12 protein-coding genes and 3 pseudogenes are annotated in these 17,127 nt (G+C 71.6%); 13 read left to right on the top strand and 2 right to left on the bottom strand.

The genetic code is table 11. From position 1 onward, the window contains the following. The first annotated feature begins 32 nt into the window (after positions 1 to 32). From B1205_RS04385 to B1205_RS04365, 5 genes and pseudogenes are all read left to right on the top strand, one after another. A pseudogene (locus B1205_RS04385) lies at positions 33 to 805 on the top strand (ABC transporter permease). A 2-nt stretch (positions 806 to 807) separates the two neighbouring features. Further along, entirely contained in the window at positions 808 to 1,551 is a 744-nt protein-coding gene (locus tag B1205_RS04380; protein ID WP_089154450.1) for an ABC transporter ATP-binding protein, read from the top strand. Continuing rightward, positions 1,548 to 3,473, top strand: coding sequence for a CDP-alcohol phosphatidyltransferase family protein (locus B1205_RS04375; protein ID WP_089154449.1), 1,926 nt, complete (start codon positions 1,548 to 1,550; stop codon positions 3,471 to 3,473). Before B1205_RS04380 ends, B1205_RS04375 begins: the two co-directional genes overlap by 4 nt. Before the next feature lie 16 nt (positions 3,474 to 3,489). Next, entirely contained in the window at positions 3,490 to 5,667 is a 2,178-nt protein-coding gene (locus tag B1205_RS04370) for a bifunctional glycosyltransferase/CDP-glycerol:glycerophosphate glycerophosphotransferase (protein WP_089154448.1), read from the top strand. Between the two features lie 104 nt (positions 5,668 to 5,771). Next, the gene (locus B1205_RS04365) at positions 5,772 to 7,076 is read left to right on the top strand and encodes an ABC transporter ATP-binding protein (RefSeq protein WP_089154921.1); all 1,305 of its coding nucleotides are present in this window, start codon (positions 5,772 to 5,774) and stop codon (positions 7,074 to 7,076) included. Between the two features lie 478 nt (positions 7,077 to 7,554). Here B1205_RS04365 and B1205_RS30880 read toward each other — a convergent pair. After that, positions 7,555 to 7,842: pseudogene (locus B1205_RS30880) on the bottom strand (hypothetical protein); the annotation flags it as partial. 155 nt (positions 7,843 to 7,997) lie between these two features. On the opposite strand from B1205_RS30880, the pseudogene B1205_RS04350 reads away from it, so the two are divergent. Together B1205_RS04350 and B1205_RS04345 are read left to right on the top strand one after the other, a co-directional pair. Next, positions 7,998 to 8,743: pseudogene (locus tag B1205_RS04350) on the top strand (helix-turn-helix domain-containing protein). Then, complete coding sequence (locus B1205_RS04345; protein WP_089154447.1) at positions 8,734 to 8,922, top strand: DUF397 domain-containing protein; 189 nt, start codon at positions 8,734 to 8,736, stop codon at positions 8,920 to 8,922. The pseudogene B1205_RS04350 and the gene B1205_RS04345 overlap by 10 nt, the downstream one beginning before the upstream one ends. A gap of 33 nt (positions 8,923 to 8,955) precedes the next feature. On the opposite strand, the gene B1205_RS04340 is transcribed toward B1205_RS04345, so the two are convergent. Further along, positions 8,956 to 10,068 carry an FAD-dependent oxidoreductase gene (locus tag B1205_RS04340; protein WP_089154446.1) on the bottom strand — a complete coding sequence of 371 codons (1,113 nt, stop codon included), beginning with the start codon at positions 10,066 to 10,068 and terminating at the stop codon, positions 8,956 to 8,958. 30 nt (positions 10,069 to 10,098) lie between these two features. Between B1205_RS04340 and B1205_RS04335 the strand changes: the two genes are divergently transcribed. The 6 genes from B1205_RS04335 to B1205_RS04310 all read left to right on the top strand — a co-directional run bounded on the left by B1205_RS04335 (position 10,099) and on the right by B1205_RS04310 (position 17,083). Further along, positions 10,099 to 10,821 (top strand): TetR/AcrR family transcriptional regulator, encoded by a 723-nt coding sequence (locus B1205_RS04335; protein ID WP_089154445.1) that lies wholly within the window; start codon positions 10,099 to 10,101, stop codon positions 10,819 to 10,821. A gap of 311 nt (positions 10,822 to 11,132) precedes the next feature. Further along, positions 11,133 to 12,464: a tetratricopeptide repeat protein gene (locus B1205_RS04330; protein ID WP_441338448.1), complete on the top strand. Its 1,332-nt coding sequence runs from the start codon at positions 11,133 to 11,135 to the stop codon at positions 12,462 to 12,464. A 3-nt stretch (positions 12,465 to 12,467) separates the two neighbouring features. Further along, positions 12,468 to 12,794, top strand: a complete 327-nt coding sequence (locus B1205_RS04325) for a hypothetical protein (RefSeq protein WP_140157970.1) — start codon at positions 12,468 to 12,470, stop codon at positions 12,792 to 12,794. A gap of 27 nt (positions 12,795 to 12,821) precedes the next feature. Then, entirely contained in the window at positions 12,822 to 15,068 is a 2,247-nt protein-coding gene (locus tag B1205_RS04320; protein WP_089154443.1) for a CHAT domain-containing protein, read from the top strand. Then, positions 15,065 to 16,393 carry a tetratricopeptide repeat protein gene (locus B1205_RS04315; RefSeq protein ID WP_089154442.1) on the top strand — a complete coding sequence of 443 codons (1,329 nt, stop codon included), beginning with the start codon at positions 15,065 to 15,067 and terminating at the stop codon, positions 16,391 to 16,393. The genes B1205_RS04320 and B1205_RS04315 overlap by 4 nt, the downstream gene beginning before the upstream one ends. A gap of 222 nt (positions 16,394 to 16,615) precedes the next feature. Further along, positions 16,616 to 17,083 carry a DUF4442 domain-containing protein gene (locus B1205_RS04310; protein WP_089154441.1) on the top strand — a complete coding sequence of 156 codons (468 nt, stop codon included), beginning with the start codon at positions 16,616 to 16,618 and terminating at the stop codon, positions 17,081 to 17,083. Positions 17,084 to 17,127: the final 44 nt, after the last annotated feature.

Genomic DNA, 17,127 nt, shown 5'->3' with positions numbered 1-17,127 from the left:
AGCGCCGCGAAAAAGAGCGCGACGATGGTGCGGTGACGTCCGGCGTCGCGGCGCTCTGGTCCGCCCGCACCTCGCTGCGCATCCTCATCCGGCGGGACCTCGCGGTGAAGTACCAGCAGTCGGTGCTGGGCTACCTCTGGTCGCTCATCGAACCCCTCGGCATGGGCCTGATCTACTGGTTCGTCTTCGGCGTGCTCTATTCCGGCGCGACCCGGCGGCACCTGGGTGAGGCGGCCGGCNGCTGACCGAGGCGGCCAACGCGCTGACCGGGCAGGCCCGGCTGATCACCACGATGAACCTGCCCCGGCCGATCTTCCCGATCGGGCGGGTCGCCGGCCGCTTCGCCGAGTATCTGGCCGGCCTGCCGATCCTGGCCGCCGTCGCGGCGCTCTACGCGGCCCAGGGGAAGATCCACCCGGGCTGGAGCCTGCTCGCCCTGCCGCTGGCGGTGACCGTGCAGTTCGTGCTGCTGGTGGGCCTGGCACTGCTGCTGTCGGCGGGCAACGTGCTGATGCGCGACATCGAGCGAACCATGCGGCTGGTGATCCGGCTGCTGTTCTACGCCACCCCGATCATCTACCCGTTCAACCTGGTCCGCGACTCTCGGATGCCGGGTTGGGTCAAGCTCGGGTACGAGCTGAACCCGCTGGTGGGGATCTTCCAGCTCCACCACGCGGTCTGGTACCCGGACGAGTTCCCCGACGCCCGGCTGCTCACCGTCACGGTGGTGGGGAGCGTGCTGGTGCTGGCGCTCGGCTGGTGGGCGTTCCGCCGCCTGGAGCCGGCCGTGCTGAAGGAACTGTAGCGGTGGCGCCGATCATCGAGGCGGACGAGCTGGGCATCCGCTTCGTCCGTAACCGGCGTCGGCAGCTCCGGCTGCGGGAGCTGATCGTGCACCGGGGAGCCCGCGACCCGGACGCCGGTCGGTTTTGGCCGCTGCGGGACCTGTCGTTCCGGATCGAGCCGGGCGAGACGGTCGGCGTGGTGGGACGCAACGGCACCGGCAAGAGCACGCTGCTGCGGCTGATCGCCGGTGTGCTGATTCCGGACGAGGGCACCATCCGGGTGCACGGGCGGGTGGCCCCGCTGCTGGAGCTGTCGGCCGGGTTCTCCGGCGACCTGACCGGCCGGGAGAACCTGTACCTGGTGGGTGGGCTGCACGGGCTCTCCTCGGCGTACCTGCGCCGGCACTTCGACGAGATCGTCTCGTTCGCCGGTGAGCAGGTGGAACGCGCCATCGACACGTCGGTGCGGCACTACTCGTCGGGGATGAAGGTGCGGCTGGGTTTCGCGGTGATCGCACACCTGCCGCACCCGGTGCTGTTGGTGGACGAGGTGACCGCGGTCGGGGACGCGGAGTTCCGCGCGAAGTGCTATGCGACCATCGAGCGACTTCTCGCGGAAGGGCGCACGCTGGTGCTGGTGTCACACAACGACAAGGACCTCACCCGGTTCTGCCGTCGGGGGCTCTACCTCGACGCCGGGCGGTTGACCGTCGACGGGACGATCGACGAGGCGCTGGCGGCCTACGCCGACGCGGCGCAGCGGTGACGCTCGCGATCGTGCTCGCCGCCGACCCGGCGGCGGGCGGAGCCACCGAGGCCGGGGAACCGCCGGCGGACCGACTGGCCGCGCAGTGGCGGCGGGCCGGGGCGGACGAGGTGCGGGTCGCCGCCGACCTGGGCGAACTGGCCGAGCTGGTCACCGCCGCAACCGGCCCGGTGCTGGTCAGCGGCGCGGATCTGGTGGCGCACACGGCCGTACTGAAGCATCTCGCGACCAGCCCGGTGGGGCCGACGGTGGCGTTGGTGCTCACCGATCCGCCGGCCGCCGGGCAGGCCACGGTGCGCGAGGAACGCGGGCAGGTGGTCGCGGTCGGCGACGCGGACGCGACCGGCGTGTTCGGTGGCGCGCTGCGGGTCGGCGCGGCCGACCTGCCGGCGTTCGCCGAGGCCATCCGCGCGGCGACGGTGGCGGGCGGGACGCTCGCCGCGGTGGACCGGGTCGTGGCCGAACTCGCCGCCCGGGGGACGCTGATCTTCGCCCATCGGGTACGCCTGCTCGTGGCGCACCGGGTCGGCGACGCGGCCGGACGGGCTGCCGCCGAGGCGGCGGTGGCGGCGGTGGACGAGGACCGGGCCGAGCTGAAGCTGTCGGTGAAGGAGCGGGACGACTTCTTCACCACGTTCTTCGTCAGCACCTGGTCGCCGTACGTGACGAAGGCGGCGGCCCGGATCGGGCTCGGCCCGAGCGGGGTCACCCTGGTCTCGGTGGTCTTCGCGGTGGCGGCGGCGGTGCTGTTCGGCGTCGGCGGGCGGCCCGCGCTGGTGGCCGGCGCGGTCCTGCTCTACCTGGGGTTCGTGCTGGACTGCGTGGACGGCCAACTGGCCCGCTACACCCGGCACTTCAGCGCCTGGGGCGGCTGGCTGGACACGATGGCCGACCGGTTCAAGGAGTACGTGGTCTACGCCGGTCTCGGCTACGGGGCCACGCACGCCGGGTTCCGCTACGGCTGGGCGTTGGCGCTGGCGGCGATGACGTTGCAGACGGTGCGGCACATGACCGACACCTGGTACGGCGCGCTGCACGACGAGGCGGCCCGCCGGCCGAAGGTGGTGGCCGGGGACGCGGGCGGGATCGGTGGGAAGTTGAACGCCGCGTCGACGCGGGTGCAGGCGGACACCGGCTCGGTGTCGTACTGGCTGAAGCGGACCGTGGTGTTCCCGATCGGGGAGCGGTGGGCGCTCATCGCGTTGGCCGCCGCGCTGTTCGGGCCGCTGGTGGCGCTGGGCGCGGTCCTGGTGTGGGGGGTGCTGGCGTTCGCGTACACCGGGGGGTTGCGGACCTTGCGGGCGCGGTGGATGCGGGTGCCGGTGCTGACCACGGTGGACGCGGGTCTGCACCGCGACGACGGCCTGCTGGCGCGGACGCTGCCCACGGCGCGGCGGCCGCTGCTGCTGGCGGTGCTCGGCGCGCTCGGCGCGGCGGGGACGCTGGGGTGGGCGCTGCTGGCGGTGCACGGCGGGGGTGACCTGCCGATCTGGGTGCCGGTCGTGGCGCTCGTGCTGTTGTTGGGCGCGGCGCAGGGCTCGCGGGCGCCGCACGCCGGGGCGTTGGACTGGCTGGTGCCGGCCGCGTTGCGGGCCGCCGAGTACCTGTTCGCCATCGCGGTCGGGGTGGCCGGGCGGGCGCCGGCCTGGTTGATCTTCGGGTACGTGCTGGTGCTGACGCTGCACCACTACGACCTGACCGCGCGGCTGGAGAAGCGGCAGTCGGCGCCACCGCTGCACGCGGCCACGCTGGGCTGGGCGGGGCGCTCGGTGTTGCTGGCAGTCGCGGCATCTGCCGGGATTGTGGGCTTCGCCCTGGCTACACTCGGGGCGTACCTTCTCGTGGTTTTCGTCGCGAGTGTGGTCCTCGCCTGGGTGGTCCTGCCGGCCCGCGCCCGTGGGGGTGCCCCCTCGCCGGGCTGACGGAGGGCGGGCCGGGATGACGCTGATCAGCTTCGTCGTGCCGGCCTACCGGGTGCAGGGCTACCTGCGGGAATGCCTCGACTCGATCCTCGGCCAGCCGTTCGGCGACGTCGAGGTGATCGGCGTGGACGACGCCTCCCCGGACGGCAGCGGCGAGATCCTGGCCGAGTACGCCGCCCGGGACCCCCGGGTCCACCCGGTCCGGCTCGCCGAGAACGTCGGGCTCGGTCCGGCCCGCAACGTCGGGCTGGACCGGGCCATCGGCGCGTACGTGTGGTTCGTCGACGGGGACGACTGGCTGGTGCCGGGCTGCCTGCCGTCCGTCGCCGACCGGCTCCGCGCCACCGCGCCGGATGTGCTGATCGTGGACCACCTGCGGGCGCACTGGAACAACCTCGGCACCCGCAGCGCCATGCGGGACGTCTTCCCCGTGCCGCCCGGCGCGGTCACGTTCCCGCTGCGGGAGCGGCCGGAGACGCTGCGGCTGCTGCACACCGCCTGGAATCGCGTGGTCCGCCGGGAGTTCCTCGTCGAGCGCGGGCTCCGTTTCGCGCCGGGCTGGTACGAGGACGTCTCGTTCAGCTATCCGGGCCTGCTGGCGGCGGAGCGGATCGGCGTGCTGGACCGGATCTGCCTGAACTACCGGCAGCGCCGTACCGGGGCGATCACCCGCACCCGGGGGGACCGGCACTTCGAGGTCTTCGCCCAGTGGCACCGGGTGTTCCGGCTGATGGACCGGTGGGGCCCGGCGGTGGTCGGCCTGCGACCGGCGGTCTTCGAGCGGATGATCTGGCACTACCTGACCGTGCTCGGCAACGGCCGGCGGATCGCGCCCGAGCTGCGCGCCCCGTTCTTCGCCCAGATGCACGCCGACTTCGTCCGCTTCCGGCCGCCCGAGGGCTATCCGGTCCCGCCCGGGGTGGAGGGGCTGAAGCACCGGCTGGTGGCGAGCGGCCGGTGGCGGACGTTCAGCGCGCTGCGCGAGGCCCACCGGGTGGCGGAGACCGCGCGCCGGTCGGCCGGCCGGGCCCGGCGGCGGGCGACGCCGGTGGTGCGGGGCGCCCGGGACACCGCGTTGCGCGAGTACTACCGGGCCGAGCTGCGCCGGCCGATCGACCCGACGCTGGCGGTCTACGCCGCCTACTGGTACCGGGGCTACGCGTGCAACCCGGCCGCGATCTACGAGGCCGCCCGCCGGCTCGCCCCCCAGGTGCGCGGCGTCTGGGTCGTCCGGCGGGACCGGGTGGCCGCGCTGCCGGCGGGCGTGGAGTACGTCGTCGCCGGCACCCGGGAGTACCACCGCGTGCTGGCCCGGGCCCGCTGGCTGGTCAACAACGTCAACTTCCCCGACTTCGTCCGCAAGCGCCCCGGCTCGGTGCATGTGCAGACCCACCACGGCACGCCGGTGAAGGTGATGGGGCTGGACCAGCAGCGCTACCCGGTGGGCGCGATGGGGATGGACTTCGCCGACCTGCTGCGCCGGGTGGACCGCTGGGACTACAGCGTCACCTCGAACAGCTTCTCCACCCAGATGTGGGAGCGAGCGTACCCGGCCGACTACACCACGCTGGAGGTCGGCTATCCGCGCAACGACCGGCTGGTCCGGGCCACCGCCGAGAAGTGCCGGCAGGTCCGCGCCACGCTGGGCCTCGGACCCGACGAGTACGTGGTGCTCTACGCGCCGACGCACCGGGAGCACCTGCCCGGCTGGCGGCCACCGTTCGACCCGGACCGGCTGCGTGACGTGCTCGGCCCATCCGGGCGGCTGCTGATGCGCAGCCACTACTTCCACGACCGGGATCGACGCCCCGAGGGCTCCCCGGCCGACGGGGTGTCCGACGTCAGCGCGTACGACCGGGTGGAGGACCTCTACCTGGCGGCGGACGTGCTGGTCACCGACTACTCATCGGCGATGTTCGACTACGCGGTGCTGGACCGGCCGATCGTGGTCTACGCCCCGGACTGGGACGCGTACCGGGTGGCCCGGGGGGTCTACCTCGACCTGCTGGCCGAGCCGCCGGGCGCGGTCGCGCGGACGTTCCCCGCGCTGCTCGACGTCTTCCGCTCCGGCGCGGTACGCGACGAGACGGCCGAGCGGGCGCGGGCGGCGTTCCGGGCCCGGTTCTGCGCGCTGGACGACGGGCACGCCGCCGAGCGCGTGGTGCGCCGGGTGTTCCTCGGTACAACCGCGTAATAGGACTGTCACGAGACGAACATGGCACGTTTACCCGATGTGCGAACCCGATGATCCTGGTCAGAGTCATTTCCGGGTTCGGGCGAGGAACTGGGGAGGTGACGGTGTCGACCGTCGCGCTCAAGGATGTCACCAAGGTGTTCCAGGACGGGACAATCGCGGTCGACAAGATAAATCTGGATGTCAACGACGGCGAGTTCATGGTGCTGCTCGGCCCCTCGGGCTGCGGCAAGTCCACCGTGCTGCGGATGGTGGCCGGGCTGGAGGATCCGACCTCCGGCGCGGTCATGCTCGACGGCGATCTGGCCAACGACCTGCCGCCGAGGGACCGGAAGATCGCCATGGTCTTTCAGGACTTCGCGCTCTATCCGCACATGACGGTCGGTGACAACATCGGCTTCCCGCTGCGCCTGAGCGGCGTCGAGCCCGGGTCGCGCGGTGAGCGGATCCAGGACGTGGCCAGCGCGCTGGGCATCGGCGACGTGCTCGCCCGCAAGCCGAGCCAGCTCTCCGGCGGCCAGCGGCAGCGGGTCGCCATGGGCCGGGCGATCGTGCGGCGGCCCGGCCTCTTCCTGATGGACGAGCCGCTGTCGAACCTGGACAGTGGGCTCCGCGCCGAGCTGCGGGCGGAGATCTCCGCGCTCACCCGCGAGCTGGGCGTCACCACCATCTACGTCACCCACGACCAGGCCGAGGCGCTCACCATGGCCGACCGGGTGGCCATCATGCGCAAGGGCGTGCTCCAGGACGTGGGCACCCCCACCCAGGTGTACGGCCGGCCGGCCACCCTCTACGTCGCCGCGTTCCTGGGCAGCCCCCGGATGAACCTGCTGGAGGCGTCGGTCTACGTCCACCTCGACCGGTACATCACGTTGAACCTCGGCGAGCAGTCGATCTACCTGCCCTGGGACGACATCCGCAGCCGCGCCGTGGCGCACTACCACGGTGAGCGGATCGTGGTCGGTCTGCGCGCCGAGGCGCTCACCCCGGTCGCCCCCGACACACCCGGCGACGTGCTGCACGGCCGGATCCGCTACCTGGAGCACCACGGCCACGAGTCGCTGGCCTTCCTCGACATCGGCGCCACCGCGATCGTGGTGGACGAGATGAGCACCCCGGTCGAGCGGACCGCCCCCGGCCAGCGCGGCATGCGCCGGTTCGGCCAGGTGGTGCAGCGGCTCACCGGCCGGGCGACGGACACGCCGGAGACCGGCCCGAACGGCGAAGGCGGCAACCGCACCAGCGTCCTGGACCCGGGCCGGCACCACCGCCGTCCGGCGGAGCTGGCGGTACGGCTGGCCCCGTACCCGCAGGTGTCGTCCGGGCACCCGCTGGCGGTGCAGGTACGGATGGACGCGCTGCACTTCTTCGACGAGCGAGGCGACCGCATCGACGTCGGCTGGCGGTGAAAGGCGGGGGCCCCTGTTAACGCCTCCGGTAGAGGAGGGGGCCCCGCTTAACACCCGCCGCCCGTGTTAGTGATCATCTGGCGGAGCACCTTGAGCGCCGTGACGTAGTCGGCGTCGTCGATGCCTTCGTGGATGNAGGCGGGCCGCCTCCCCCGCCTCGGTGATCGACAGCCGTCCGTCCTCGTCACGGGCCAGCCACCCGCGCCGCACCAGCACCTCCGACTCGGCGGCCAGGTCGTCCTCGGCCCGCAGGTAGGAGCGCATCGCCTGCCGGAGTTCGGGGACGGTCATCCCGCCGCCGGACGGCAGCAGGTCGTTCGGGGAGAGGTTGCGCAGCAGCCAGAACTGGGGCTGGGTGAAGCCGAGTTCGGCGTGCCGGGCGCGGGTGAAGGCGATGAGTGACTGGTAGGCCACCCCGGTCCAGTAGGCGGCCGGCTGGCCCGCGAGTTCGCTGTCGGACATCATGGCCGCGACGGNAGCGGGTGAACAGCTCGGTGGGGGAGGGCGCGTCGTCCGGGTTCAGGCGGTAGAGGTCGCGCGTCGCCTCGTAGAACAGCCCGCACAGGTAGATCGACAGGCCGACCTGGTTGTCCTCGTACTCGCTGCGGAGCAGCAGCCGGGCCGTGGGACATGGCCACGGCTGGCCGCACGCCCGGCAACACCACATCGGACGCAGCGGCGTGTGCGGTGGGACGTGCCGGGGGTACGGGCGGGGGCGGTCCCCGACCGGCCCGTCCGGTGGCTGTCCGAGCTGGTGGCTGATCACGGGCGCTCCTCCCGCTAGCGGGTTTCGGACGAGTTTGGCTTCGCTGCGTGACAGTCTCGTCACCGCGTCGCTAGGGTCGAAAGGCGTTCCACCCCCACCATCCGGGCCGTCCGATCGGCCGTCTTCCGTGTGCAGCCGCGTGCAGAGGTGTGCAGATGATCCGTATGTCGTTGTGGGAACTCTTCGCCGGTGAGTTACGCCGGTTACGCAGCGAGGCCGAGCTGACCCAGGAGGCGCTGGGTGAGCGGGTGAGCTATTCGGCGTCGCTGGTGGCGGCCGTCGAGCAGTGTCGCCGCGCGCCGCGCGCCGAGTTCACCGAGCGCTGCGACGAGGTGTTGAACGGCGGCGGGCTGCTGGTCCGCATCCGGGCCGCGCTGGTGCAGGAGTCGCTGCTGCCGTGGTTCCGCGAGTGGGTGAGCATCGAGCAGGAGGCAACCGCGCTGCGCAGCTACGAGCCGCTGGTGTTCCCGGGCCTGTTGCAGACCGAGGAGTACGCCCGCGCGCTCTACGAGGGGGCCGCGCAGTTCGTCGGCGAGGCGTNCCGCCGCAGTTGGTGGTGGTGCTCGACCATTCGGTGCTGACCCGCCCGGTCGGCGGCCCGAAGGTGATGCGCGAGCAGTTGGCGCACCTGGTCGAGGTCGGTCGCCGGATCCGGGTGCACCTGCACCTGGTGCCGGAGACGGTCGGCGCCTACCCGGGGCTCAACGGCGCGTTCGTGCTCGCCACCCCGCCCGACGGCGACGACGTGGGATACCTCGACAACCAGATGCACGGCACAATCGTGGAACGAACGGCGGACGTGAACTCGCTCCGGCAGACCTGGGAGTCCGTCCGCGCGGAGGCGATGCCGCACGGGGCGACCCTGGCGGCGATCTCGGAGGCGGCGAAACGATGGAGCTGACCGGCGCGACCTGGCGCACGAGCACCCGCAGCAGCGGCAACGGCGGCAACTGCGTGGAGGTGGCGGACAATCTGCCCGGCGTGGTCGGGGTCCGCGACAGCAAGGACCGGCAGGGGCCGGCGCTGACGTTCACGCCGGCGAGCTGGGCGGCGTTCGTCGCGCACACCAAGCGCGCCTGACCGACCGCCGGCCGGGCCGGGCGGACGTCCGGGTCAGGGCTGCGCCGGCTCGGTGGCCCGTGGCGTGAAGAAGCGGACGATGTCCTCGGCTGCGGTGGGGGACAGCATCATCGCCTGGACCCGCCCGGACATCTCCGCGATCGGCTGGATCCGGGTGAACATCGTTTCCTCGTACGCCCGGATGGCCGTCGCGGGGTCGGCGGCGAACGCCGTGGCCAGCTCGGCGGCGTCGAGCATCGCCTGGTTGGCGCCCTCGCCGACCGGCGGCATGAGGTGCGCGGCGTCGCCGATGAGCGTGACGCCCGGCCGGTGGTCCCAGCGGGTGCCGGTGGGCATCGCCTCGATCCGGCGCGGGATCGGTGTGCCGTCGCCGGCTTCGATGAGGGCGGTGAGGCGGGGGTTCCAGCCGTCGAACAGGTCGAGCAGGGCACGCTTGCTGCGATAGGTGTCGAGGTCGCGCTCGTCCGCCGGCAGAGAGATCCCGACCCGGATGCTGCCGTCGCCGAGGCGCTGCGCGGACAGGATCCGGCGTACGCCGACGCACCAGAAGTTGCCGGGCCCGACCATCTCGGCGATCTCCGGGTGACGTCGGTCAGCGTCGCCGATGGTGAGTTCCACCACCGTGGACACGGCGCGCAGGGGCGCGTCGGTCAGCAGCGGTCGGACGACCGAACGGGCGCCGTCCGCGCCGACGAGGACGTCACAGCCGGCGCGGTCGCCGCCGTCGAACGTCAGGTCGAAACCCTCGTCGGGTCGTGGCGTCGCGTCGACGAGCCGGTGGCCCCAGGCCACCGTGTCGCCGGGAAGCGAGTCGAGCAGCAGGTCACGCAACACGCGCCGGTCGATCTCTGGGCGGCCGGCGAACGAGCCGGGCCGTGGCTCGTGGTGCACGAGCACGCGGCCGGCCGGGTCGAGGACGCGATGCTCCTCGCCCTGCGGCCGCGCCTCGGACCGGAATCGGTCGTCGAGACCGGCCTCGGCCAGGGCGTGCTGCCCGGACTCCGGGTGCAGGTCAAGCGATCCGCCCTGCGACCGTGCGGCGCGGTGTGGCTCGCGCTCATGAACTACCGCGTCGATGCCGTGCCGGTGCAGGATCCGGGCCAGCGTCAGGCCGCCCAGGCCGCCACCGGCGATCGCGATGCGCATCGTCGACTCCCTTGCCGTACGCTGTATTTCATGGATACGCCGTACGGTAACGTACCGTTGCCCGTCTGGGAACGGCCCGAACCCCAACCCCGGTCGGCGCCGGTGCCGCTGAGCCGCGCGACGATCGCCACCACGGCGATCCGGCTCGCCGACGCACACGGCCTCGACGGGCTGTCGGTGCGCAAGCTCGCCAAGGAGTTGGGCGTCGGCCCGATGCGGCTCTACGACTACGTGGTCAACCGGTCCGAACTGCTCGACCTGATGGTCGACGCCGTCTACGCCCGGATCGCCGAGGCCGCCCGGCTCCCCGAGGCCGACTGGCGTGCCACGGTGCTGACCATCGCCCGCGCGACCCGCGAGGCCGCCCTCGACCACGAGTGGTTCGTCGACCTGCTCGGCGCGCGACCCCACCTGGGGCCACACGCGCTCGCCGTCGGCGAGTCCACCGCCGCGGCGCTCAACCAGGCCCCGGGGGTACGCGACATCGACGACCTCCAGCGCGCCTCCGGTGCCCTCAGCGCGTACCTCGTCGGCGCGCTCCGCCGGGAGATCACCGAGCGGCGCACCGCCCGATCCACCGGTACGGACGTGTCCGCGTGGCAGACCGCGCACGGCCCATACCTGAGGCGGATGCTCGACACCGGCCGCTATCCCACCATCGCCCGGCTGGTCGTCGACGGCGCCCACCTCGACGCCGAGGAGACGTTCCGCCGCAACCTGACCACCATCCTGGACGGCGTCACCGAGTCATGAGGCCGTGCGGATCGGCAGGGTGTGTCGCTATGTCGACATCTCTCGGGCGAGGCTCGCCAAGAAGGGCGTGCTGGAGGACTCCGCGGACTGGCCTCTATCGGGGACGGGCAGGTCCGGGTGCATCGCTGCGGCTTGCGCTGCGGGTCATGGGCCGACGTCCGCATCGACGCTGATCGTCGTGACGCCGCTCTTCCGATCATCGACGTGGTCGATATGAGCGATGATGGGCGGAGGTCGGTGCGGTGGACCGGGCGGCGCGGGGGGCTGCGGGCGAAAGGGGAGGGCCTGGCGTGACGTCGGGGTCGTACGGGATGGTCGACGGCGGGCGGACCGGGCAGGCGGAGCGCCTGATCCAGGGCGCTTCCGCGGCCACGGCCGCCCGATGGGTGGAGGTGCACCGGCTGGCGGTGGTCGGCCGGGAGGCAACGATCGCCCGCAATGTCGGGGAGCCGCTGGCCCAGGCGTGGCTGGCCAGGTCCCGCTTCGCCGATGTCGTGGTCCTCGCCAACGCGACACTGACCCTCGGTCCAGACGCCAGCGCCTTCTATCACCTGGGGTGGGCGCTCTCCGCCACCGGGCAGCGGCGGGCGGCCCTGACCTGCTACGAGCAGGCCCTGCGCCTCTACCAAGGAAGCGGCAACCGCCGCAACGAAGCAGCGACGTTGAACAACATGGGCCTCGTGTACGACAAGGTCGGTCATCGGCGGCAGGCGCTGGTGTACTTCGAGCGAGCGTTGCCCATCATGCGGGAGATCGGTGACCGGGTCGCCGAGGCGACCGCCTNCGGCATGGTGCACAGCGGGCTCGGTGACCGGCGCAAGGCGCTGACGTACTACGAACTGGCGCTGCCGATCATGCGGGAGGTCGGTGACCGCGCCGGTGAGGCCGCCTTTCTGAACAACGTGGGTGCGGTGCACGAATACCTCGGTGACCGGCGGAAGGCGCTGACGTACTACGAACTGGCGCTGCCCATCGTGCAGGAGGTCGGTGACCGCGTCGCTGAGGCGACCGTCCTGAACAACATCGGCAGGGCGCACGGCGGGCTCGGTGACCGGCGCAAGGCGCTGACGTACTACGAATTGGCCCTGTTCATCCAGCGGGAGGTCGGTGACCGCGCCGGTGAGGCGACCGTCCNCGGCATGGTGCACAGCGGGCTCGGTGACCGGCGCAAGGCGCTGACGTACTACGAATTGGCCCTGCCCATCCGGCGGGAGGTCGGTGACCGCGCCGGTGAGGCCACCACCTTGAGCAACATCGGCTACATCCACGACGCTGCCGGTGACTCGGAGAAGGCCCTGACGTACTACGAGTCGGCACTGTCGCTTCGCCGGGAGGTGAGTGACCGGGACGGCGAAGCCGTCACGCTCAACAACATCGGCGGGATCAGGTTTCGGAGGGGTGACCACGTGGGGGCCAAGAGCGCCCTGGACGCCGGTCTGGAGATTGCCCGTACCGTCGGTGACCGCAACTCGGAGGCGCTGTTCAGCTTCAACCAGGCCATCCTGTTGATGCGGATGGCGCAGGTGGACGCCGCGATCGAGGTCCAACGGCGCGCCATCGCGCTGGCCGAGCAGACGGGGAATCCCGGGTTGGACGAGATGCGCGAATTCCTTGTTCAGTTGCAGCAAATGATGGAGGGCTAGGCGATGGGAACTGCCACGGTCGAGGTGTCCGGCGCGGACGCGGTGCGATGGGCGACGGACCTGCGAGCCACCCTCGCCGCGACCGCTCAGCCGGGTGAGAGCGTGTCGCCCGTCGAGGTGCAGCGCTCCGCCGAGCTGGTGACCGCCGTGGTCGGATTGGTGTTCGCCGGCGTCGGCACGGCCAAGACGATCTGGGACTGGTGGCAGGCCCGCCGGCCGGACGGGGTCACCGTCACGATTCTGCTCGACGACGGCACGCAACTCGACGTGTCCCGTGTGGACCGGGGCCAACTGGAGATCACCTTCCAGCAGACCACCTCGCAGGACTGACGAACGAGGGCGTTCCCGGTGACTCAGATGACGACGATCGACCTGGAGATCTTCGAGCAGGCCTCCGGCTGCACCGAGCTTCGCCTGTTCACCGGGGAAGGCCCACCGAAGGTCCGTGGCCTGGACGCGGCAGCGGTGGTGGAGCTGACCGAGGCCGTGGAGAAGAGCTACGGCACGGATGCGATCGCGCAGAAGGTGTTCGGCTCCGCGCCGCTACGCGATCTCGGCACGAGACTGTTCGCCTTCCTCGACGGCGACGAACGGTGGCTGACGCCGCTGTTGGATCTCCCGCCGGGCGTCACGTTGCGGATCACCGCCGGGGAGCGGCTGCGGCACCTGCCCTGGGAGCTGCTCGCCAGCGACGGCATTCATCTGACCGTGTCCGGCCACGCGCCGCTGTTGCCGGTGCGCGCCATCGGCACCCGCAGTGCCCTCCCGCCGCAGGTGACGCCCGGCAACCGGCCGCTGCGGGTGCTCTTCATGGCGACCTCTCCCGAGGGCGTCGAGCCCGTGCTCGCGTACGAGGCGGAGGAGGCGGCCATCCTGTCCGCGACGTCGCGTACCGGCACCGACCTGGTGGTGGAGGAGAGCGGCACGTTGAACGGGCTGCGCCTGCTCAGCCGCGACCACGGCGAGGGGCACTTCGACCTGCTGCACCTGAGCGGCCACGCCACCGTCACGGCCGACGGGCGGCCCGTCTTCCTGGCCGAGAACGAGTTCGGCGGGCTCGCCGCCGTGACCGCCGAGCAGATCGCCCAGGCGATGGCGGGCCGCTGGCCCCGCCTGGTGTTCGTCTCCGGCTGCCTCACCGCGAACGCCCCCGACAACGGCGCGCTCCCGTCGATGAGCGAGAGCCTGGTCCGTGCCGGCGCCCCCGCCGTGCTGGGCTGGGCGCTTCCGGTCGGTGACGTGTCCGCGACCGACTTCGCCGCCCAGCTCTACCAGGCACTGGCCGACGGGGAGCCGCTCGACCGGGCCATCGTCGAGGCCCGCCACCACCTCTACACCAACCGGAGCAGCAGTTGGCATCTGCTGCGGGTCTACGCCGACCGGTCACCGCTCGCGCCGATGGTCACTCCCCTGCACACCAGGGGTCGGGCGCGGACCCAGGTGCGGGCCGCGGATCAGGAATTTCTGGACCCGCAGACCCGACTGTCCCGGGTGGCCTCCCGCGCCGCCTTCGTCGGACGACGTCGTGCGATCCAACGCTGCCTGCGTACCCTCAAACAGCCCCACGACGAGCCGGGCGCGGCGCAGGCGCTCGTCCTGCACGGCATGGGGGGCCTCGGCAAGAGCAGTCTCGCCTCCCGGCTGCTGGAACGCATGCCCACCCACCAGCGCGCTGTCTGGTACGGCCGCGTCGACCTGACCCGGTTCCGGGAACTCACCGCCAAGATCCGCTTTCCGACGATGGAGGAGCAGATCGAGGCCAACGCGCTGCTCGCCAACGACCAGGCCCCCCTCGCCGTACGGCTGCGCTACCTCCTCGACGGGCCGCTCGCGCAGACCCCCTGCCTGTTCGTGTTCGACGACTTCGAGGACGGCAACCTCGACCCGCGCGACGGTGGCCATGTGCTCTCGGCCGAGATGGCCGAGATCCTTCCCGCCCTGCTCCAGGCGATCCGGGAGGCCGGCAGCCCCAGCCGCGTCGTCATCACCAGCCGCTACCGCTTCCCGCCGCCGGCCGGCACCACCATGGTGGTCGAGTCCCTGGAGACGTTCACCAGCGTCGAGCAGGCCAAGAAGATCACGAGTCTGCCGAACCTGCGGCCCGGCTCCCCGGTGGACGCCACCATCCGGGGCCGCGCCATCGACGCCGCGGCCGGCAACCCCCGCCTCCTCGACTGGCTCGACCGCATCGTGGCCGACACCGCCCTCGATCTCGGCGGTCTCATCTCCGCCATCGAGCGCGAAGCCGACCAGTTCCGGGAGAGCATCCTCGCCCGCAACCTCCTCGACTCCCAGGACCCCGAGCTGCGGAAGATGCTCGCCAAGGTCAACGTCGTCGAGCTGCCCGTGCCCGTGGAGACCGTCCACGCGATCCACGACCACCCGGACACCGACCGCCACCTCCGCCGTGCCGTGGCGCTCGGCCTCCTCGAAGAAGGCACCGACCCGCAGACCCAGAAGGCCCGCTACTACGTCTCCAACGTCCTGCGGCCGCTCCTGCGACCCCTGCTCACCGACGACGAACACACCGCTGCCTGCGCCGCCGCCGCCTGCTCCCTCTACCAACTCTGGGTCGTCGAACCGACCACCGGATCCGCGTCGTGACCACGCCCGCCCAGTGGGCAGAGGTGCACCGGCTCGCGGTGGCGGGCGGGGAGGCGGAGATCGCCCGTGGCGTCGGGCGTAGCCTCGCGCGGATCTGGCTGCCGACGTCCCGGTTCGCCGACGTCACGGCCCTCGCGAACGCGACGCTGAGCCTGGGGCCGGACGCCGGTGCCCTCTATGACCTGGGGTGGGCGCTGTCCTCGACGGGACAGCCGCGGCAGGCGCTGGGCAGCTACGAACGGGCGCTGCACCTGTACCGGCAGGACGGGGATCGCGTAAATGAGGCGGCCACCCTCAACAACATCGGCGAGGTGCACGACGGGCTGGGTGATTGGCGGCGGGCTCTGGCCTACTACGAGGAGGCCCTACCCGTCGCGCGGGAATTCGGTAACCGTTCCGGTGAGGCCGCCGCCCTCAACAACATCGGTCTCGTGTACAGCAAGCTCGGTGACCGGCGGCAGGCTCTGGCTCGCTACGAGGAGGCACTTCCCCTCACCCGGGAGGTGAGTGACCGTGCCGGCGAGGCCATCACCTTGAACAACATCGGTGGTGTGTACCACGGGCTCGGTGACCCGCAGCGGGCTCTCGTTCATTACGCGGAGGCCCTGTCCATCTGGCGGGAGGCTGGTGACCGCGCCGGCGAGGCCACCGCCTTGAACAATATCGGTCTCGTTCACGACGAACTCAAGGACCAGCAGCGGGCTCTCGTCTACTACGGGGAGGCCCTGCCCATCCTGCGGGAGATTGGTGATCGGGCCGGTGAAGCCACCACTCTCAACAACGTCGGCGGGGCACATGCCGGGCTGGGTGATTGGCGGCGGGCTCTGGCCTACTACGAGGAGTCTCTTTTCCTCGCCCAGGAGGTTGGTGACCGTGCCGGCGAGGTCATCACCTTGAACAACATCGGCGGCATGTACGTTCAGCTCGGTGACCTCCCGCAGGCCCTCGTCTGTTACCAGCGGGCCCTGCCGATTCGGCGGGAGGTGGGGGACCGGATGGGCGAAGCCCTCACCCTGACAGACATCGGTAGGGTGTACGGCAGGCTCGGTGAGCACCGGCAGGCACTGGTCCACTTCCAGCAGGCGCTGCCGATTCAACGCGAGATCGACAACCGGGTCGGCGAAGTGGCTACCCGGTACGGCATCGCCATGGCGCACCGGGCCGGCGGGAACCTCGATCAGGCGATCGTCGAACTCGAACGCATCGTCGAAATCGGCCGCCAGATCGGCCGTCCGAACCTCGACTCCGATATCGCAATGGTCGAAAAGGTACGTCGGGAACGCACGGCACTCGGGCGCCCGAGCGGTCCCCAGGTCGAAGGCTGACGTCGAGCGGCGGGTACGCCTGCCGTCCGTTGCCGGTGTCGCGCGGGGGAGAGCATCGGCCGTCTGGCGATATACCCCAGCGGCATAATTATGCCTACACGTCATAGCGTTCTCCGGCGAAGCCTTGTGTCGGCGGTGTCGCCGAGAGTGACTGCCGCAAGTGTCCACCATGTCACCCGCGCCAGCCTTGCCCGGTAGGTTACCGGCGAGTAGCGTTTGGGGATGTCCATTGACTCTCGGCAGGTGGCGGCCGGTCTTCTCGACGCGGTGCCGTTCGCCCGTACCCTCGGCATTGAGGTCGTTGAGGTCGCGCCCGAGGCCGACGGCGGAGTCCGGGCCGTGGTCCGGCTCCCCGACGACCCGGCGCACCACAACCACGTCGGCGGCCCGCACGCCGGGGCCATGTTCACGCTGGGGGAGACCGCCTCCGGGGCGGTGGTCCTGGCCGCCTTCGGGCAGGTGCTCGACCGGGCCGTACCCCTGGCTGTGACCGCGACCATCGGCTACCGCAAGGTGGCGACGGGGGCGCTGCTGGCCACCGCGCGGCTCGGACGGCCGCCGGCCGACGTGCTGGCCGAGCTGGACGCCGGGCGGCGGCCGGAGTTCGGCGTCGACGTGGAGATCGGCACCGAGGACGGCACCGTCACCTCGACGCTCGTCGTCACCTGGACGCTGCGCCCGAACCGCTGACGCGTGAACCGGGTTTGCCCGGTGAACCGCCTGGATAGATTCAA

The sequence above is a fragment of the Micromonospora sp. NBS 11-29 genome (genome assembly GCF_002140155.1).
Lineage (GTDB): Bacteria > Actinomycetota > Actinomycetes > Mycobacteriales > Micromonosporaceae > Micromonospora.
Note: the sequence above shows the minus strand (reverse complement) of the source record. Positions and strands in the feature narration are given on the sequence as shown.